Source organism: Microbulbifer rhizosphaerae, from assembly GCF_014191725.1.
GTDB lineage: Bacteria > Pseudomonadota > Gammaproteobacteria > Pseudomonadales > Cellvibrionaceae > Microbulbifer > Microbulbifer rhizosphaerae.
The window spans coordinates 17,403-36,317 of sequence record NZ_JACHWZ010000023.1; the positions used below are offsets into that span (position 1 = coordinate 17,403).

The following is an 18,915-nucleotide window of genomic DNA, read 5'->3' on the forward strand; positions in this document are numbered from 1 at the left end:
CGCCTTGAGAACAACACCTTGAACAGTGCGGCACCGGCCACCAGCGGACTCAGTTTCCAGCACCACGAACTGTTGCGGGTCTACGCCTTTTACCGCGTGGCCATCGCCCTGGTACTGCTGGGCATCTTCGCCTCGGACATCGGCAAGGGCGCCGTGGGCGCCGACGCACCGGCGCTCTACCTCAACACCGCCATCGCCTACGCCGCGCTCAACTTCGGCTGGCTGTTGCACCTGCACCGCCTCGCATACCGCGTCGAAGCTGGACAGGTCGGCCTGATCCTGGGTTGCGATATCCTCGTCTTCCTGCTGTTGATACAGGCCAGCGGCGGCCTCAATTCCGGCCTAGGCTACCTGCTGCTGATCACCTGCTCGGTTGGTTCCATGCTGCTGGACCGGCGCATGGGCGCCTTCTTCGCCGCGGTGGCCAGTATCGCGGTGATTGGGCAGCAGCTGTACGGATTGCTGGCGGGGCACTCGGCGACCCAGGATATCGTCTCCGCCGGCAGCCTCGGCATACTGCTGTTCGCCACCGTCAGCGCCCTGCAGTACCTGTCCGGGCGCATCCGCTCCGCCACCTTGCGCGCCGACCAACAGAGCCGCCAGGCGGCGCACCTCCAGCGCCTGGCACAGCAGATCATCGAACGCATGCGCACCGGCGTGCTGGTGATGGACACCGCCGACAGGGCGGAGCTGATCAACCGCGCCGCGCGCCAGCTGCTGGGCGAACAGTTGCAGCCAGGTGGCAGCCGCCAGGCGGAACTGCGGCAGGCCATACGCGAGTGGCGCCGCAACCCGGCCGTCAGCAGCGTACTGCTCACACTGGCGAACGGCAGTGAACTACGGCTCAGCTTCGCCAACCTCCGCCGCGACAACGGCGACAGCACCCTGGTATTTATCGAGGACCACCGCAAGCTCACCCAGGCGGCTCAACAATTGAAGCTGGCCTCCCTCGGACACCTCACCGGCTCTATCGCCCACGAAGTGCGCAACCCGCTCGGCGCCATCAGTCACGCCGCACAACTGCTCTCGGAATCGACAACGCTCAGCGACGAAGACAAACACCTGACGCAAATTATCTGCCGCCATAGCCATCGGGTGAACCAGATCGTGGAAAATGTCATGCAGTTGTCCCGCCGCCGCGCCGCTGCACCGCAGTTACAGAACCTGCGAGAATGGCTGGAACAGTTTATCGTCGACTTCCGTGCCGGCGCGCCGAGCGACGCCAGTATTAAGTTACAATGCCCGCTACAGCCGGTAACCGCGCGCTTTGATCCGCAACAACTCGCCCAAGTGGTCACTAACCTGTGCAACAACGCGCTCCAACACTCCCACGCGGGTGTGGGCCGACGCGAAGTGGAACTCGCCGCTTATTACCAGGAAAGTACGGACTGCGCCGTACTGGACGTGATCGACAGCGGCAACGGCGTGCTGCCGGAACACCGGGACAAAATTTTTGAACCTTTTTTTACCACCGGGCAAAGCGGCAGCGGCCTTGGCCTGTACATCGCCCGCGAACTCTGCGAAGCGAATCAGGCAAACCTGTTTTACTGCCGCAACGCAGACAACAAAAGCTGCTTCAGGGTAGAATTCGCTCATTCGAACAGAGTTTTCTAACCTGGACTTCGAAAGCAACAAGAAGCAACAATAAGAACCTGTATCCATGGCAAACCGCCAATCACTGGCACTGGTCGTCGACGACGAGCCGGATATCTGCGAACTGCTGACCCTGACCTTGCGGCGCATGGAGGTGCATTGCCACACCGCCGCAACTCTCTCCGATGCGCAGCAATTGCTGCGTGACAACAACTATGATTTCTGCCTCACGGATATGCGACTGCCGGATGGCAACGGCCTGCAACTGGTTCGGCATATACAGGAGAGCGGGGGGGACGGTGGATTACCGGTGGCCGTCATTACCGCCCACGGCAATATGGAATCGGCCATCCGCGCGCTGAAAATGGGCGCCTTCGACTTTGTCAGCAAGCCGGTAGACCTGGAGCGCCTGCGCAGCCTGGTACAGCTGGCACTGCGTCTCGGGCGAAAAAAAAACCAGCCACTCCAGGAAAGCGATTCCTCACAGCTATTGCTCGGTGAATCGGACAATATGCATCGCCTGCGCCGACAGATCGCCAAGGTGGCCCGCAGCGATGCGCCCGTCTACATCAGCGGGGAGTCCGGCTCCGGCAAGGAACTGGTGGCCCGCGCCATCCACGCCCAAGGCGCCCGCGCCGAACAGCCCTTCGTTCCCATCAACTGCGGGGCCATTCCCGCAGAACTGATGGAAAGTGAATTCTTCGGCCACAAGAAAGGCAGTTTTACCGGAGCCCATAAAGACAAACCCGGCCTATTCCAGAGCGCCGCCGGCGGCACTCTGTTCCTGGATGAAGTGGCAGACCTGCCGCTGGACATGCAGGTCAAACTGCTGCGCGCCATCCAGGAAAAAAGCATCCGCCCCGTAGGAGCCAGCCAGGAAATTCCCATTGATGTGCGAATTCTAAGCGCGACCCACAAGGATCTGACCAGGGAAGTTGCGGAGGGTAGTTTTCGCAGCGACCTTTACTACCGAATCAATGTAATTGAAATCGCCGTACCGCCATTGCGGGAGCGGACCGGGGATATTCCGCTGCTGGCGGAAACCATCATGCAGCGCATCGCCGATAATGCCGGCGTCGCCCCACCGCAGATTTCCCGCGGGGCGCTCGACGCACTGAAAAAGTACGCCTTTCCCGGCAATGTGCGCCAGTTGGAAAACACCCTGGAGCGGGCCTTCACCCTCAGCGACCAGCGGGTTATCCGCGCGGAGGACCTGCTGCTCGACCGGGAGCCCACTCCCTCGCCGACGCCGACGCCGGAAGACGCCGTCGCAGAGGCGATTCCACAACACTCCACCACTATGGAACTCTACCCGGGTCAGTTCGACCCAAGCCACTACCGGTCTCTGGACGAGTTTCTGCAAAATATCGAGCGGAGTGCGATCGAAGAAGCGCTGGCGGAGACCCGCTGGAACAGGACGGCCGCGGCGCAGAAACTGGGGATCAGCTTTCGGTCTTTGCGGTATCGGTTAAAGAAGTTGGGATTGGAGTAGCCAGAAGAGTCCAGCTGTAAGAGCCTGCTTGCAGGCGAACAAACACGCAAGGACAAAACCCAGTGATATTCGCTTGAAGCAGGCTCTACGGCTACTACCAGCAGTCGCCGGAGCCGGTGGCGTTGCGGGCACCAGTGTGATCCAAGGTCAGGTTACCGCAGCTGTCCGCCGCCTGGGAGCCCTTTGGGGTAGCCTGCAGAGTGTACGTGGTTGCAGTCAGTGTCGTGGCGCCGACATCGTAAAAGCCTTCCGGGGATTCCAGAGTTGCGCCGTCGATCTGGCCCGCCAAGGTGCAGTTCCCACTGTCATAGGCGCTGTAGGCGGTGAAGCAGCGCTGTAGACGCTGCGCATAATCATTCAGGGTCGCCTTGGCATCAGCGCGATTGCTCTTGCGTACCGACTCCTGGTAAGACGGATAGGCAATCGCGGCAAGAATGCCGATGATCGCCACCACGATCATCAGCTCGATCAGGGTAAAGCCGGATTCCGATTTTCTTTTATTTTTCATAGCCACCTCTAGTAATTAACGCAACTGACGCCAGGACATGCGGCCCACCGCTTCCGAAGGCAGAGTTCCCTCGGGGACCTCTATCTTACCCTTGATGTCGCTGGTGGGAAGGTAGGCCTTCTCGCCACCTCGGATGAGCTCCGAATAACCGATTATGGCGTATTCCTGCTCAATACCGTCCTCACCGAATATGGAGTGCCCCACGTACTTGTCTCCCACCGCCACCAGTTCCATCTGCCAGCCACTGCCGCCGAAGGCACAGGGGTTGTTGGATGTGATCAGAGTCGGGAACAGCAGGCGGTCGAACAGCAGCAGAGGCTTGCTGATCACCCGTTCGCCAGTGGGAGTAGCCTCGCCGCTGGGGACCAAATCCATATACCAGCCACGTTTGCTCTCCCACCAGGTGGTATCCGTATTACTGGAGACTGTGCGCACGCCATTGCCCTGCGTTATAGTTTTCTCCAGCAACTGGGAATCGCGATCCGGCACACCATCAGTTACCGTCAATTCCACACGCTCACCAGTATCGGCGATGGCATAAAAGCTGTTGATAACAGTATTCTCGTCCACAAGATTATCGCTACTGGTCAGGTAACGGCCAGTGCCGAAATAGACCATGATCGCGTTGTTCATCTGGGAATTGATACCCAACGTGGGGGCAGAGGTAATCGGCTGGTTGTTGCCGCTGTCGTCCTGCGCCTTAAACAAAGGATATTTATTCTGTCCCTGGGTATAGGCCAAGCCCCAGCTGCCATTGTTAGCAACGGCGAACTTCCACATATTGCCCACCAGGTCGCCCGCATAGGCCGCCGTTACAACGCCCTCGCTGTTGGTCAACAATGAAGGGCCGGCGAGACCGTTGCTGGTGCTGCCGTCAGTGGCAATGACCTCGATATCCGTTGGATCATCCAAGTCCACAATGATCAGTTTTGCCTGCCCATTACCGGAATTATAACCGTTGCCAAGAATAACCTTCCAGCCGTCAGCGGTCGGCGCCACCAGCGGTTGCCCCAGGATATTGCCGATATCCAGATTGGTTCCGTCCAGCTCGAACAGCAAACTCGGGCTGGCGGGATTAGTCACATCCAGCGCGAACAGGCCCTTGGCGCCAGCGCCGTAGGTGCCCACCAGAACGGTGTGCCACGCCGAATTAAAATAGGCGTCCCCCACAAACAGAGGTCCATCCACACTGTACTTGTGCGGATTGTTTGCAGAGCCATAATTGACCTCCGTCATACTCTTCAGCTTGGGATAGGCTCCGGAGGGAATATAGGCAAACAACTCGTTACCATTCGCAGCGTTGAATCCATGCAGCATGCCGTCATTGGCGTTTACATAGAGTACTTCGGGGCGGTTCGCATCCTGCTTGCTACTTACGTGAGCGGCATAGGTGGTACCACCGAGCTCCTCCGACAGGCGATCGAAGCGGTAATCCTGCTGTCCCGCATATACCGGGCTGGAGTTGACGATGTCTCCGAGCACCGTCGTTCGTGCGCGCATGTCCGATACATTTTTGCCGCGGACCCACTCCAGCCGCTCCTGTCCTACCGCATCCCCATCGTTGCCGGACAAGAGAGCCTTGTGGGTAGTGCTTAGGTTGTCCCATGTGAACGGAAGGTACTCTGGGGTTCCGTCCCCGTTTTTATCGGTGTAGGTATATATGTTTCGCGTGCCGTAGGCAGCAAAGGTGTCCGCATCCTTGGTGCTCCAGGTGGGGCTGCTGGCGAGGCTGCCATTCGCCTGCAGCTGTACGGCCTTGATTTCCCCGCTCCATTTTGCGCTGTCGAACAGCGCCTGGTAAATCACCGTATCGGTACCCAGGCGGGTGGAGTTGGCGGCCACGGAAGATGCTGAGCCAGCGCCACCGATCACCTGATCCAACGCATTGCCCAGATCCTCTTCCAGTTGTGCCGGATCGATCGCGTAGAAATAGGTTCCCGCCTCGCTTGCGGCAATTTCTGCATCGGTGGGTGAAACGCCCTCAACGGAGTCGCTGTAGCCGCCCCATTTGGCGGCATAGTAGAGGGGCAGCTCCAGCAGTTCGGCAGTGGAGGCTCCAACGCTATATTGAGCACTGCGCGCCGTGGCAATGGTGCAGGCGCTATCGCTATCCCAACCATCACCTTCGTCAGTTCGCCTACAAGTACAATCATCACCGTTGCAGGACCCGTAGGAAAACTCGTTCACTCCAGAGTGCACATGGAAACCATCATTGGTGGTACCGCTGATCACATAGCCGAACCCCATGGAATTTGGGGTGGACTGGGCCATTACCTCGGTGGTAACGGTAACCGTGGTGGCAGTTACCGCGTAGTCGATCACGCCCCACATATCCTGGTCGAAGTCGCCGCCCTGCTCGCTGTCCTCCCAGTTCACGTACAGCTTGCCGCTGGTGCCGTCCGCGCTCTGCTCGGCGATCTTGAAATCCACGATGGCGCAGTTGCCACTGACACTACTATTGCGGCAGGCAGGCAGGATAGTAACTTGCTGCGCGCTGCCGGGTACCTTGACTGTGACCTTGGGCACCGCCGGTGCCAGGGCCACGCCGTAGGTTTGCACTGTGACCGGAGCGGGGAGGTCGTCGCGGATACCCTCCTTGCGGGCGTAGTGGGCGAGGCCGGCAATCTGGTAGGACCCCTGAAGGCGCGGCGCGTCCGGGCAGGTACCGCGCACGGAGGAGAGATTGCCCACTTGCTTGTCGGTGCAAAGCTGGTTGTTGTCGGTACCGTTTTCGCCGACAAAATAGTTACTGCCGCGAATGCCCTCAGCGGCGCCCACAAGGTCGGTCCAATGGTTCACGCTCGCGATGCCCAGGTCGCTGGCACCGCTCAACTGATCCGCGTCGTAGGAACTGGTGGAGGCGTTAAACTGAAGAACACTCACCGCGGCGCAATAATTCTGCGAGGAGATGGGGTCATTCCAGGAGGCGCTGGTGAGGCCGCTGATGCGGCCGGAATCGTCGCTGGCGAAATCCGGTGCCTCCTTACCAGCCAGATAGCGCAGGGATTCCAGGTAAATCTCCGACTGCGGGTTGCCCCAGTTGGAACAACTCCCATCGGTAAAGCTGTTCATGCCCCAATCGCAATTATCGTTATCGCCATCGGTATCGGCGTTATAGGTGCCCTCGCCATAGGAATAACCGTAAATGCGCAGCCGGTTTAGCGTGTCGATGATACCGCTCGCTTCGGTAAAGGTGCCATCGCCGTCTACCGCCACCTCATTTGCCATGCTACCGATCTGTTTGCGCAGCACACCGCCGGATTTGTTCTGCCCATAGGAGCCGGTCATCAGCCCGAAGTGGATGTCGCCGTGCTCGCCGTAGCGCTGCAATAATCCGGAGGGTTTCTTGGTGCCATCGGGATAATCGCGACAGTTGTCCTCCTCCAGGCCATTCCTGCAGACCTGAACCCGGGCGGTATAATCTCCCCCCCCTAGTTTGCTGCCAAGGACAGTTTCCCAAGCCCCACAGAAACCGTTATTCCACCGCCAAACGCACACTCTCGTGTCGTCCTTTGTGGGGCTGTTGGGGTAAGCGTAAATCCCCGACTTGGCCGGGTCATTGTCGTTATGTCCGTCTTGCTCCTCCGCCCACAAACACTGCCAGCGCTCGTTGCTGGCCCAGAGGGAGAAATTACCCTGCGCCACCCGGATCGTCGGCGCTGCGGTGGCAGCCTGTGAATAGCCACTGGTGGCCGGAGTGGTATTGCAAAGGGTGATGCCGGTATCCGCGGTATCTGGCAATCCGCCCGTCACAGTAAAAGGTGTCAGTTTAGCGATATCCGTACCGTTGTAATACTTGGCAAAGGAATGCGCATCGCTGGGCAGGAAGGCGCGTTCCAGCACTGTTTTGACTTCGGCGCTCGGGTTAGCCTCATTGTAGGCTTCATCAGTGGAACGGAAGCCGCCGTACAGAATCTTGCGTACTGCATCCATCCGCGTCATGGTGGCCCAGTTGAGGAAGTTGCCGCTCCAGTCCCCATCGACCGCATCACAGTAGTGATCTGCCGTTATCGCCTTGGGCACAAAGACGCCGGATTCATAGCTGTAACACTTGCCGCTATCGAAGTAACCGTAATAGCTATAGCTATTAATGTAAGTGGTCTCCGCCACCCCATCCCGCTCGCCTCCCGGTCCAGTGAGATCCGTGTAGTCATCATAGGCCTTGAAGTACAACTGGTGATCATTGGACATATTCAACATGACAATGGGACGCACCGGCTGCGACAGGAACAGCGGCGTCTGCGCCAGCTCCAATGACACAGCACTGTGAGCAACACCCAGGCTGAAAACGGCCGCCGCCAGCGCGGAGCAGAATTTTGTTTTTATTGCCTTATAAAACATGAATATTCTTCCTCAGCCGGATCTATCGCTTGAAGGTGGACTGCACTATCGCCACCGCATTGCTGGTACCACCGACGCCGCGGCTGGTCACTCTGTAAAAAACAATATCCTCGGCTTTCAGGCTGCTCGCAAAATCAATGGCACCGCCCTCGGAACCTGCATTTACAACCGTATTAGTCACTTCTTCGATCACAAAACGCGGCTGGCCGGCCACATCGGGAAGGCTCATATTGGTTGTCGCCGAGGCGTTCCAGCTGTAATCGTCCCAGAAGCCGGTTCTCCGGCTGCCGACCAGATCTTTCACATAGCCGTTCGTATTGGTGGCGCTGAACGTGGGCAGAGTAGCCCCGTTCAATACATCCTCTCCCGCTCGTAACCCTGCCTCCGCAGCCTGGAAGGCTTGGTTGCGGTCGCGCATATTACCCGCCATCAGTTCCTGCATTCCGCTCCCGCGCATGGCGGCGAGGCCGATTACGGTCATCAGTAGCAACATGATCAGGCCGACCAGCAGGGTGGCGCCGCGCTGGACTGTAATCTTAGAGGACGGTAGTAATATTTTTTTCATGACGAACTCCCTATCAGGGCAGGCGGCTGCGGATGCCGATAGTGTTGATAAAGACCTGGCGCAGGCGGCGATCGCCGGGATCGTTCACAGCGGTGCCGTTGAAGGTATAAGGCTGCTGCTCCTGCAGCACATTATCGTCCGTGCTGGAAACCAACAGCTGAATGCGCACACTGGCCACAGAATCCCAATCGGTGCCAACTTCCGTAGCCGTGTCGTAGTCGTCCGGAACACCATCGTTGGACGTATCGCGTCCATACAACAATTGCATATCCTCGACACCTTCCAGCAGCTCCAATGTTTGGCTTCCTACCTGCTGAAATAGACTGTTACGCCCTGAAGTACCCTGAGCGATATAGTAGACAGTAGTATTGACCCTGATGATTTCCGAGTCCGGACCGAAGGTTTCTTCCGGATTGGAATTCCCCCCCCAGGACGAAATTTCATTTCCAGGAGTGGCATCAGCGTTGGAATGAACCACGTTGATTGAAGTGCCCGCAGAGCCCGTCTGCTGCAGATTTGTAGTCTGGAATACCCGCGCTTTCTGACAGTCGGAAACTACAAGTATGTCGCCTATACACATACCGCTAAAACTGCTTTGTCCCGCTCCACAACCATTGGCAACCACACCGGTATCCTCGGCAAATAGTTGTGAGGAATCATTATTTTGCACAACTCCGATGGCATTGCCATTGGCACTGCGCACGACAAGTACGTCGGTCCCGGAAATAGCGGCTGGATACCCAGTTGGCAGGGTTGCATCACCACTGTCGTTATCAGTGCCGAAATCGAAACCTTCAATTCCCACATCAAAGCTGTACAGGGCTCCAGCATTCGCACCACTCATATCCAGAGTATTGGTGAAGCTCAGATTCCGACTCATGCAGCCCATATAACCGGCCATGCGGATATCCTGCCCCATAAACTCCATCGCCAGACGCCCCGTTTCCTGCACCCGCGAAATGGCCTGCTGGGTGGTAAAGGTGGCCCGACTGGAAAGGAACAGCTGCACTACCCCGGTCATCAGTATCAGGCCGATGGTAATGGAGATCATCAATTCTACGAGCGATATACCTCGTTGCTTGCGCATAACCGGCAACCTTTAAATCCGCGTTGTGTATTGGAAACTGCTTAAACCAGCGTCAACCAGGCCGTTCGCATCGGCCACACCCGAGCCATCCTGTTCGGACCACTGAATGGTTACCGTGCATACGCGAGCCGCAGTGCAGTTGATGCCGCCCACACCACTGGGCAAGGCGCTTGCAATGTTCTGCCGCCATTCGCGCAGGTCTTCCTGCACCAACAAGCTGCCTGTTGGCGGATCTGCATCGATTGCAAGCGCGTAGCTACCGATATTCTCGCGGTTGATGCGAATGCGGTCGAACAGGTCATAGGCGAGGATATTAGCCTGGGAGCGCAGGTAGGCGCTGTGGTTGTACTGCAGCGAGCGGTTCTGCAGTGCGGCCAGCCCAAGCAGGGAAGTGGACAGGATCAGCACTGTGACCATCACCTCGATCAGGCCGGCGCCACGCTGGCTGGATATGAAATTCATATTCACTCCCTTATGAGCAGTTGCTACGGGCCACATTAATCAGTCCCGCCGGACCAATAGTAATAGTGCGTGCGGCATTGCTGCCGCAACCATTGATGCTGGAGACAATATTCACTTGCGTAGCTGGGTCCAGGGTGCCGAGGCGGGCATAACTTATAGAGGTGATGTTATTGCCACCGCGGGTGACCGCAATGGCTGCACCGGCATTAGGGGCCTGCCAGTGGCGCAGCACATTGTCATCGATATCGGCCACTATCCAGCCGTCGGTCCAGGTGCCCGTGCATGTCGCACCATCACTGCTCGCACAGATGGATACGCTCTGTCCACGCTTTACCGCTTCGGCGCGCGTGTAGTTGAGCGCGGTAACCAGCTCCTCACCCAAGGCGATGGAGCGGTTGTTGTTGATCATGGTGGTAAAGCTCGGGGCTGCGATGGTGACGACGATGGCGAGCACCGCGATGGTTACCATCAGTTCGATCAGGGTAAAGCCCCCCTGCCCTTGCAGTACCTGTGGTTTTTGTCCCATAAGACAGCTCATTTTTGCTTAATTACTAATCAAACTTGTACGGTCATGGCTGGATGCCCGCGCGACGGTGGCGTTATAGTCCCCGAAACCTATCAGAGCTTTATCAGGCGAACTACGAAGATCCGACAGGCGGCTACATAACAGGATCAAACGGGAATCAAACTGAGACATAGGTCTAAAATCCAAAGAGGGGGATGGGATGCGTGAACAGGGATTGACGCTGCTCGAACTACTTGTCGCTTTGGCGATACTGGCAATTCTCCTTGCTGTCGGGCTGCCCGGTTTTTCCAAGGTTATCCAGAACAGTCGACTTTCGGCCAACACCGAGGAACTGCGCAACGCTATCCAACTGACCCGCGCTGCTGCGGTGAGTCGCAATCAGCGGGTGACGCTACGCAATCTCGGCAGATGGGAGTCGGGATGGCAAGCGTTTGCCGACGACAACAACAATGGGGTGTTCGATGACGGAGAACAGCTTTTGTTTTCAAGCGGGTCATTGCAATCGGTGCGCTTCGAGGCCAATACACCAGTGAGCAATTATGTGTCGTTCATCGGGACTGGAGAGAGCCGGAAGGTGGGGTCGGCTATGGGAGCCTTTCAGGCAGGAACCATAGAGGTCTGTACTGCTGATAACAGCCAGGGGTATTCGCTGATACTGTTTCGCAGCGGGAGATTGCGTACCGGTAAACTGGATGCAAATGACTGTTCCCCTCCCGACAGCTGACAGGCGAGCCTGCGGCCCGCGAGCGGAGCTGGAGTTCCGCGGTCCCGGGTATTAGCGCAGTTCTTTCGGTAGGGAGAAGCGGATATTTTCCTCACATCCGGCCATCTCTTGCGGCAGTTCCGCGCCCAACTGCTGCAGCCGCTCTATAACTTCCTGCACCAGCACTTCCGGGGCCGAAGCGCCGGCAGTAATGCCGATGGAGCGCACATCATTCAGCCAGGCGGGATCAATATCGGCGGCGCCGTCGATCAACTGGGCGCTGGCCCCGCAGCGTTCGGCCAGTTCGCGCAGGCGGTTGGAGTTGGAGCTGTTGGGGCTGCCCACCACCAGCACCAGGTTGTTCTCCAAGGCCAGTTGTCTGACCGCATCCTGGCGATTCTGGGTGGCGTAACAGATGTCGTCCTTGCGCGGGCCGCGGATATTCGGGAAGCGGGCGCGCAGGGCATCGATGACTTTTGCCGTGTCATCCATGGAGAGGGTGGTCTGGGTGACGTAGGTGAGGTCGTTTTCATTCCTTACCTGCAGTTTCGACACGTCCTCTTCGTCCTCCACCAGGTAGATGTTGCCACCGGCACTGGTGTCGTACTGGCCCATGGTGCCCTCCACTTCCGGGTGACCCTGGTGGCCGATCAGGATGCACTCGGATCCGTCGGTGCTGAACTTACTCACTTCCATATGCACTTTGGTGACCAGCGGGCAGGTGGCATCGAAGACCTTCAGGCCGCGCTCGCCGGCTTCTCGCTGTACCGCCCTGGATACACCGTGGGCGCTGAAGATCACGATCACGTCGTCGGGCACTTCGCAGAGTTCGTCCACGAATACGGCACCGCGCTCGCGCAGACTGTCCACCACGAACTTGTTGTGCACCACCTCGTGGCGCACATAGATGGGCGCACCGAATACGTCCAGCGCGCGATTGACGATATCGATGGCGCGGTCGACGCCGGCGCAGAAGCCGCGGGGATTGGCGAGACGTATTTGCATATTTGGTTCAATACTCCGGCTTCACCTCGGGCGGGCCTTTGGCCCGCGTGCGGAGCTGGAGCTCCGCGTTCCCGGGAAGCTCCTACTGGATCGAGGCCACCTCGATAATTTTTACGTGAAAGTTCAGCGTCTGCCCGGCCAGCGGGTGGTTGAAGTCCACGGTGACTTCATCTTCGCCCACCTCGCGGACTACTCCAGGCAGTTCGCCGCTACCGTTGTCGAAAGAGATTACCAGACCCGGCTCCAGTTCGATATCCGGAGAAAAGTGGTCCCGGCGCACTTTCTGGATATTGCTGGGGTTGCGCTGGCCGAAGCCCCGCTCCGGGGGAATTTCGATCTCCGCCTCATCCCCGGTTTTCAGCCCGAAAAGCGCCCGCTCGAAGCCCGGCAGCAGGCTGCCGTCGCCCACCAGGAAGGTGGCCGGATCGCCCTCGAAGGTCGAATCCACTTCGGTGCCGTCGTCCAGTTGCAGACTGAAATGCAGGGTCACCCGGCTGTGTTCGCCGATCACATTGTTGCTCATCTCAGACTTCCGCACTCTCATTCGAGTCCTTGCCGCGTTCGGCGAAGAACAGCAGTTCGATCACAAGCATGGCGGCACCAACACTGATGGCCATGTCCGCCACATTGAATACCGGGAAGCTCCAGTTGCCGTAATACACGGAGATAAAATCCCGCACATAACCCAGCAGCATCCGGTCCCAAAGGTTGCCGACAGCGCCGCCCAGAATCAGCGCCAGGGCAAAAGGCTCCCAGCGCTTCGCCGCCGGCAGGCGCCACAGCCATATGCTGACCATGGCGCTGAAGCCCAGCGCGATGGCGCCGAAGAACCAGCGCTGCCAGCCGCCGGCGTCGGCGAGAAAACTGAAGGCGGCTCCGGTGTTTTCCGCATAGGTGAATTGCAGCAAACCGGGAATAATCTGCAACGGCGGGCCGAAGCGGAACTGCTCCACTGCCCACACCTTGGTGGCGATATCCAGGCCGATCACCACCAGCGCCAGCCAGTACCAGCGCCAGGGCGGCATCAGGATTTTACGCATAGCGTCTCACCTCGCCCTCGCCCGCGACGTTTTCCACACAGCGGGAGCAGATTTCCGGGTGTTTCGGGTCAGCCCCCACATCCTCACGGTAGTGCCAGCAGCGCGCGCATTTGGGGTGATCCACCCGGCGCACATTAACTTTTAGTCCGGCCAGCTCGGTGGCCTCGGCGCCTGCGGCGTCCGTGAGCCTCTGCACCGAAGTGGAGGAGCAGATCAGCACGAAGCGCAGCTCGTCTTCCAGTTCGCACAGTTTTTCCCGCAGGTCGTCGTCGGCAAACAGGGTGACCGCCGCCTGCAGGGAACCGCCGAGCGCTCCGGCGCCGCGCTGCTCTTCGAGCACTTTGTTCACTGCGGTCTTGACCCGGGCGATGGCGGCCCAGTAGTCCGCTCCCATGGCCGCATCCGCCGGCAGTTTCGGCAGTGGGTACCACTCCTCGAGAAATACGCTGTCGCGGTTGTTGCCGGGAATAAACTGCCACAGCTCCTCGGCGGTAAAGCTGAGGATCGGCGCTATCCAGCGCACGAACGCCTGCACGATATGGTAGAGCGCCGTCTGCGCCGAGCGGCGCGCGGCGCTGTCGTCCCGCGTGGTGTACTGGCGGTCCTTGATGATGTCGAGATAAAAACCGCCCATCTCCACCACGCAGAAGTTGTGCAACTTCTGGTAGATCTGGTGGAACTGGTAGTTGTCGTAGGCAGCGATTATTTCGTCCTGCAGACGCGCGGCCGCGTCCAGCGCCCAGCGGTCCAGCGCCAGCAGCTCTCCCTCCGGCAACAGGTCCTTCTGCGGATCGAAGCCCGCAAGGTTGGAGAGGAAGAAGCGAGCGGTGTTGCGCAAGCGCCGGTAGGAGTCGGCGGTGCGCTTCAGAATTTCCTCGGATACCGCCATTTCTCCACTGAAATCGGTGGCCGCCACCCACAGACGCAGCACATCCGCGCCCAGCTTGTTGATCACGTCCTGGGGCGCGACTGTGTTACCGATGGACTTGGACATCTTGCGGCCCTGGGCGTCCACGGTGAAACCGTGGGTGAGCACTTGCCTGTAGGGCGCGGCATCGTTGATGGCGATGGAGGTTTTCAGCGAGGACTGGAACCAGCCGCGATGCTGGTCGGAGCCCTCCAGGTACAGATCCGCGGGGAAGCGCAGGCCGTCGCGGCGCTCCAACACCGCGTAGTGAGTGACACCGGAATCGAACCACACATCCAGGGTGTCGGTGACTTTCTGGTAGTGCTCCGCGTCGTCGCCCAGCAGTTCGCGCGGGTCCAGGTCGAACCACACATCCATACCGCCGGCTTCCACGAGTTCGGCAACCCTGTCCATCAGCGCCGGGGTATCCGGGTGAATCTCGTGGGTCTCTTTGTGCACGAACAGCGCGATGGGCACGCCCCAGGTGCGCTGACGGGAAATACACCAGTCCGGGCTGGCATCGAGCATGGCGTCGATGCGCGCCTTGCCCCAGCCGGGAATCCAGTGCACTTCGTCCGCGGCTTTCCGCGCGTGATCCAGCAGGTCGTTCTGCTGCATGCTGATAAACCACTGGGGCGTCGCGCGATAAATCAGCGGCGTCTTGGTGCGCCAGCAGTGGGGGTAGCTGTGCACCAGCTTGTCCTGATGCAACAGCACGCCTTTTTCCCGCAACAGCGCGACGATCTTTTCGTCCACCTTGTACACGTGCTCGCCGGCAAAGATGGGCACGCTGTCGCGGTAGACGCCGTTCTCATCCACGTAATTGAGCGTATCGATACCGTACTTCTTGCCCATCACGAAGTCATCCGGACCGTGGTCCGGGGCCGTGTGCACGCAGCCGGTACCGGCGTCGGTGGTGACGTGGTCGCCGAGCACGATGGGCACCAGCTTGTCGTAGAAAGGGTGGTGCAGTTTCAAATGTTCCAGTGCCGCGCCGCGGATATGGCCCACCACTTCGCCTTGCAGGCCCGCGCGCTCCAGTACCGCGTCTTTCAGATCCTTGGCCACCAGCAGTCGCCGGTCGCCGGCCTGCACCACCACGTATTCCAACTCGCCGTTGACTGAAACCGCTTGGCTCGACGGCAGGGTCCAGGGAGTGGTGGTCCAGATCACCACGGAGAGTGGACCGTCGCCCGCGTGGCCACCGGCCGCGTCGGCGATCGCCAGCGCGGTTTCCTCAGTGACCGGGTAGCAGACGTCGATGGAGTAGGAGGTCTTGTCCTGGTACTCCACTTCCGCCTCCGCCAGCGCAGAGGCGCCCACCACGCTCCAGTACACCGGCTTGAAGCCGCGCGCCAGGTGGCCGTTTTTCACCACACGGCCGAGGGCGCGGACGATGTCCGCCTCGAACTGGAAATCCATGGTGCGGTAGGGATTGTCCCAGTCGCCGAACACGCCCAGGCGAATAAAATCCTTTTTCTGCCCCTCCACCTGCCTGGCGGCGTAGTCGCGGCACTTCTGGCGGAAGGTTTTGTAGTCCACCTTGGCGCCGGCCTTGCCGATTTTCTTTTCCACCCGGTGCTCGATGGGCAGGCCGTGGCAGTCCCAGCCGGGCACGTAGGGAGCGTCGAAGCCGCTCAGGGTTTTCGACTTGACGATAATATCCTTGAGAATCTTGTTGACCGAGTGACCGATATGGATATCACCGTTGGCATAGGGCGGGCCGTCGTGCAGGATAAACTGCTCGCGACCGGCGCGCGCCGCGCGGATCTTTTCGTAGAGCTTGCCCTGCTGCCACTTCTGCAAAATCGCCGGCTCCCGCTGCGGCAGATTGCCGCGCATGGGAAACTCGGTATGGGGCAGGTTCAGGGTCGTTTTGTAATCGGTCATCGGGTGTATTGCTTAGCTCTGTAGGATGGGCAAAGGAGCGCAGCGACGTGCCCATCTTCGGCGGTTTTGATGGGCACGCTGCGCTTTGCCCATCCTACTTTCTTCCACCCTTATGGGTGATTGGCGAACCACTCTTTGGCATCGCGGATATCCGCGGCGATCTGCGCCTTCAACAATTCCAGGGAGGCGAATTTCTCCTCGTCGCGCAGCTTGTGGCAAAACTCGACAGCGATTTCGCGGCCGTACAGGTCGCTATCGAAATCGAACAGGTGCACTTCCAGCAGCGGTTGTGCACCCTCGCCCTCCACTGTGGGACGGAAGCCCACATTGGCCACGCCGGCGAGCTCCCTGCGTTCCCTCTCCAGCGGCCTGTCGTCGGTACGCCGCGCCTTTACCGTGTACACCCCCACCAGCGGCGAGCGATAGCGGTGCAGGCGCACATTGGCGGTGGGCGCATCCAACTGGCGGCCCAAAGCGCGGCCGCGGGCCACCCGCCCGGTAATCCGGTAGGGTTTGCCCAACAGCGCCTCCGCCAGGGCGAAATCGCCGTCCTCCAGCGCCTCGCGAATGCGTGTGCTGCTCACCCGCGCGCCCGCCACTTCCACCGTGGCTGTGTCCTCCACCGAGAAGCCGGCGTCGGCACCGGCCTCTCGTAACAGCTTATAGTCGCCGCTGCGATCGCAGCCGAAACGGAAATCGTCGCCCACCACCAGGTGTCTGATTCCCAGGCCGTCCACCAGTATGCGTTGGATAAACGCCTCGCCGCTGAGGTTGCGCAGCTTTTCGTTGAACTGCAAGCACAGCACCCGGTCCACCCCGGCGTCGAAAAGCGCCAGCACCTTCTCCTTGAAACGCATCAGCCGCGCCGGCGCGCGCTCGCCGGAAAAGTACTCGTGGGGCTGGGGCTCGAAGATCACCGCCACAGAGGGCAGCCCGGACTCCCGCGCCCGCTGGTTGAGCTGCGCGATAATCGCCTGGTGGCCCAGGTGCACACCGTCGAACGAGCCGATGGTGGCCGCGCAGCCGCGGTGCCGGGGACGCAGGTTGTGCAACCCGCGAATCAGTTCGCGCTCGGGGGCCAAGGTGCTCTTCCCATCCTCATAAAACAAGCGGCGCAGTATAGCGGATTAGTGGTTGGTGGCGTAGGGTGCACCGTGCACACCGACAGCCCCTTACGAGGTGGCGCGGAAGTGGCGCGGTCGCAACCCCGATGCCAACAACACCAGTACATAGGTCCCGGCGCCGGCGGCCACCAGCAGCCCCATCCGCCAGGCGCGCTGCCACCAGGACCAGTCGCTCCACTCCGGCCAGTAGTGCAGCGCCACCAGCAGCAGCGCCACCATCGCCAGGTTGGCCAACAGCAGGCGCAGCAGATAGCGGCCCCAGCCGGCTTCCGGGCGGTAGACGTCGTCCCGGCGCAGCCCCTTGTACAACAGCCATGCATTGATCGCCGCCTGCGCCGCGGTAGCCAGGGCCAGCCCCATATGTCCGAGCCGGAAGTAATAGTTGAGGGGAATCACCAGAGCCAGGCTCAGCACCATCTTCGCGGAAATGGCGATCAGCCCGAAACGCACCGGCGTATAGGTATTCTGGCGGGCGAAATAACCGGGGGCCAGCACCTTGATTAACATAAATGCCAGCAACCCCAGGGAGTAGGCGCGCAGGGACCAGGCAGCCATCTGCATATCCCGCACGGTCATCTCGTCGCCGTGCAGGAACAGGGTGGTGAGCAGCGGCTCCGCCAACACGATCAGCGCCACCGCCGCCGGCAGCGAGATCAAGGTCACGCTGCGCAGGGCCCAGTCCAGGGTGTGGCGGAAGCGCCGCGGATCGCCGTCCGCGTGCTGGCGGGACAGGCTGGGCAGGATCACCGTGGCCACCGCCACGCCGAAAACCCCCAGTGGCAGCTCAGTCAGGCGGTCGGAATAGTAGAGCCAGCTGACACTGCCGCTGGGCAGGAATGAGGCCAGAAAGGTGTCCAGCAGCAGGCTGATCTGGGTCACCGACACACCGAAGATCGCCGGCGCCATCAGTCGCAGAATCTTGCGCACCCCCGGGTACTCCCAGTCCCAGCGCGGCCGCGGCAGCAGTCCCTGGCGCACCAGGAAAGGCACCTGGAACAGCAGCTGCACCACCCCGGCGGCAAACACTCCCCAGGCCAGGGCCAGCACCGCCGGCTCGAACCACCCCGCGGCCACCGTGGCGGCGGCGATCAGCACCAGGTTGAGCAATACCGGTGTCAAAGCCGGCACCGCAAAACGGTCGAAACTGTTCAGCACCGCACCGGCGAAACCGGTCAGGGATATCAGCATCAGATAGGGGAAGGTGATGCGCAGCATCTCCGTGGCCAGGGCGAACTTCTCCTGCTCGGAGCCGTGCCACCACCAGCCGAAGGCGAACAGGCCGGTGACCAGCGGCGCGCATACCACCGCGAACAGGGTGACCATCAGCAGAGAGCCTCCCAGAGCCCCGGCCACCCGGTCGTTCAGCTCACGGGCCGCGGCGATACCGCCACGCTTGCGATACTCCGCCAGCACCGGCACAAACGCCTGGGCAAAGGCCCCCTCGGCAAACAGGCGGCGGAAGAAATTGGGAATCTTGAAGGCCACGATAAAGGCGTCGGCGGCATCGCTGGCGCCCACGAAGCGGGCCACCACGATATCCCGCGCCAGCCCCGCGATCCGCGACAGGAAAGTGGCGCCCCCGACGATAGAACTGCCGTGCAACAGCCTGGCGGCGCCGGACTTCTCGCTGGGCTTCTGCGGCGTGTCTGGGGGCTGGGACAAAACGGGCTTT

General features: G+C 60.1%; 15 protein-coding genes. 3 read left to right on the forward strand and 12 right to left on the reverse strand.

Going from position 1 to position 18,915, the window contains the following annotated elements; all coding sequences use genetic code 11:
• Window positions 1-18: 18 nt before the first annotated feature.
• Entirely contained in the window at window positions 19-1,614 is a 1,596-nt protein-coding gene (locus FHS09_RS18910) for a sensor histidine kinase (protein WP_183462846.1), read from the forward strand.
• Between the two features lie 46 nt (window positions 1,615-1,660).
• A complete protein-coding gene (locus tag FHS09_RS18915) occupies window positions 1,661-3,085 on the forward strand; it encodes a sigma-54-dependent transcriptional regulator (protein ID WP_183462848.1) in 1,425 nt (474 codons plus the stop codon).
• A 94-nt stretch (window positions 3,086-3,179) separates the two neighbouring features.
• On the opposite strand, the gene FHS09_RS23170 is transcribed toward FHS09_RS18915, so the two are convergent.
• Genes FHS09_RS23170 through FHS09_RS18945 form a run of 6 tightly spaced genes read right to left on the reverse strand, consistent with a single transcriptional unit; the run spans window position 3,180 to window position 10,574 of the window.
• Entirely contained in the window at window positions 3,180-3,593 is a 414-nt protein-coding gene (locus FHS09_RS23170) for a type IV pilin protein (RefSeq protein ID WP_183462850.1), read from the reverse strand.
• Window positions 3,594-3,608: 15 nt separating this feature from the next.
• Window positions 3,609-7,934 carry a pilus assembly protein gene (locus FHS09_RS18925; RefSeq protein ID WP_183462852.1) on the reverse strand — a complete coding sequence of 1,442 codons (4,326 nt, stop codon included), beginning with the start codon at window positions 7,932-7,934 and terminating at the stop codon, window positions 3,609-3,611.
• 22 nt (window positions 7,935-7,956) lie between these two features.
• Window positions 7,957-8,499: a pilus assembly PilX family protein gene (locus FHS09_RS18930; RefSeq protein ID WP_183462854.1), complete on the reverse strand. Its 543-nt coding sequence runs from the start codon at window positions 8,497-8,499 to the stop codon at window positions 7,957-7,959.
• Window positions 8,500-8,512: 13 nt separating this feature from the next.
• Entirely contained in the window at window positions 8,513-9,586 is a 1,074-nt protein-coding gene (locus tag FHS09_RS18935) for a PilW family protein (RefSeq protein ID WP_183462975.1), read from the reverse strand.
• A 12-nt stretch (window positions 9,587-9,598) separates the two neighbouring features.
• The gene (gene pilV / locus FHS09_RS18940; RefSeq protein WP_183462855.1) at window positions 9,599-10,048 is read right to left on the reverse strand and encodes a type IV pilus modification protein PilV; all 450 of its coding nucleotides are present in this window, start codon (window positions 10,046-10,048) and stop codon (window positions 9,599-9,601) included.
• Between the two features lie 10 nt (window positions 10,049-10,058).
• Window positions 10,059-10,574 carry a GspH/FimT family pseudopilin gene (locus FHS09_RS18945; RefSeq protein WP_183462857.1) on the reverse strand — a complete coding sequence of 172 codons (516 nt, stop codon included), beginning with the start codon at window positions 10,572-10,574 and terminating at the stop codon, window positions 10,059-10,061.
• A gap of 199 nt (window positions 10,575-10,773) precedes the next feature.
• On the opposite strand from FHS09_RS18945, the gene FHS09_RS18950 reads away from it, so the two are divergent.
• Window positions 10,774-11,298, forward strand: a complete 525-nt coding sequence (locus FHS09_RS18950; RefSeq protein WP_183462859.1) for a GspH/FimT family pseudopilin — start codon at window positions 10,774-10,776, stop codon at window positions 11,296-11,298.
• A 51-nt stretch (window positions 11,299-11,349) separates the two neighbouring features.
• Here the strand turns inward: FHS09_RS18950 and ispH are convergent, their stop codons facing one another.
• From ispH to murJ, 6 genes are all read right to left on the reverse strand, one after another.
• Window positions 11,350-12,282 carry a 4-hydroxy-3-methylbut-2-enyl diphosphate reductase gene (ispH, locus tag FHS09_RS18955; RefSeq protein ID WP_183462861.1) on the reverse strand — a complete coding sequence of 311 codons (933 nt, stop codon included), beginning with the start codon at window positions 12,280-12,282 and terminating at the stop codon, window positions 11,350-11,352.
• An 82-nt stretch (window positions 12,283-12,364) separates the two neighbouring features.
• Window positions 12,365-12,805 carry an FKBP-type peptidyl-prolyl cis-trans isomerase gene (locus FHS09_RS18960; RefSeq protein WP_183462863.1) on the reverse strand — a complete coding sequence of 147 codons (441 nt, stop codon included), beginning with the start codon at window positions 12,803-12,805 and terminating at the stop codon, window positions 12,365-12,367.
• A gap of 1 nt (window position 12,806) precedes the next feature.
• Window positions 12,807-13,322, reverse strand: a complete 516-nt coding sequence (gene lspA / locus FHS09_RS18965; protein ID WP_183462865.1) for a signal peptidase II — start codon at window positions 13,320-13,322, stop codon at window positions 12,807-12,809.
• Window positions 13,315-16,119 (reverse strand): isoleucine--tRNA ligase, encoded by a 2,805-nt coding sequence (ileS, locus tag FHS09_RS18970; RefSeq protein WP_183462867.1) that lies wholly within the window; start codon window positions 16,117-16,119, stop codon window positions 13,315-13,317. Before ileS ends, lspA begins: the two co-directional genes overlap by 8 nt.
• A gap of 110 nt (window positions 16,120-16,229) precedes the next feature.
• A complete protein-coding gene (gene ribF / locus FHS09_RS18975) occupies window positions 16,230-17,201 on the reverse strand; it encodes a bifunctional riboflavin kinase/FAD synthetase (RefSeq protein ID WP_183462869.1) in 972 nt (323 codons plus the stop codon).
• Window positions 17,202-17,291: 90 nt separating this feature from the next.
• Window positions 17,292-18,905, reverse strand: a complete 1,614-nt coding sequence (gene murJ / locus FHS09_RS18980) for a murein biosynthesis integral membrane protein MurJ (RefSeq protein ID WP_183462872.1) — start codon at window positions 18,903-18,905, stop codon at window positions 17,292-17,294.
• Window positions 18,906-18,915 lie beyond the last annotated feature (10 nt).

Excerpts from the sequence above, each read along its gene's own strand:
- FHS09_RS18915 (WP_183462848.1), top strand. The coding sequence starts at position 1,661 with ATGGCAAACCGCCAATCACTGGCACTGGTCGTCGACGACGAGCCGGAT.
- pilV (WP_183462855.1), bottom strand. The coding sequence starts at position 10,048 with ATGAATTTCATATCCAGCCAGCGTGGCGCCGGCCTGATCGAGGTGATG.
- ispH (WP_183462861.1), bottom strand. The coding sequence starts at position 12,282 with ATGCAAATACGTCTCGCCAATCCCCGCGGCTTCTGCGCCGGCGTCGAC.
- ileS (WP_183462867.1), bottom strand. The coding sequence starts at position 16,119 with ATGACCGATTACAAAACGACCCTGAACCTGCCCCATACCGAGTTTCCC.
- lspA (WP_183462865.1), bottom strand. The coding sequence starts at position 13,322 with ATGCGTAAAATCCTGATGCCGCCCTGGCGCTGGTACTGGCTGGCGCTG.
- FHS09_RS18930 (WP_183462854.1), bottom strand. The coding sequence starts at position 8,499 with ATGAAAAAAATATTACTACCGTCCTCTAAGATTACAGTCCAGCGCGGC.
- FHS09_RS18960 (WP_183462863.1), bottom strand. The coding sequence starts at position 12,805 with ATGAGCAACAATGTGATCGGCGAACACAGCCGGGTGACCCTGCATTTC.
- FHS09_RS18925 (WP_183462852.1), bottom strand. The coding sequence starts at position 7,934 with ATGTTTTATAAGGCAATAAAAACAAAATTCTGCTCCGCGCTGGCGGCG.
- FHS09_RS23170 (WP_183462850.1), bottom strand. The coding sequence starts at position 3,593 with ATGAAAAATAAAAGAAAATCGGAATCCGGCTTTACCCTGATCGAGCTG.
- FHS09_RS18950 (WP_183462859.1), top strand. The coding sequence starts at position 10,774 with ATGCGTGAACAGGGATTGACGCTGCTCGAACTACTTGTCGCTTTGGCG.
- FHS09_RS18945 (WP_183462857.1), bottom strand. The coding sequence starts at position 10,574 with ATGGGACAAAAACCACAGGTACTGCAAGGGCAGGGGGGCTTTACCCTG.
- FHS09_RS18935 (WP_183462975.1), bottom strand. The coding sequence starts at position 9,586 with ATGCGCAAGCAACGAGGTATATCGCTCGTAGAATTGATGATCTCCATT.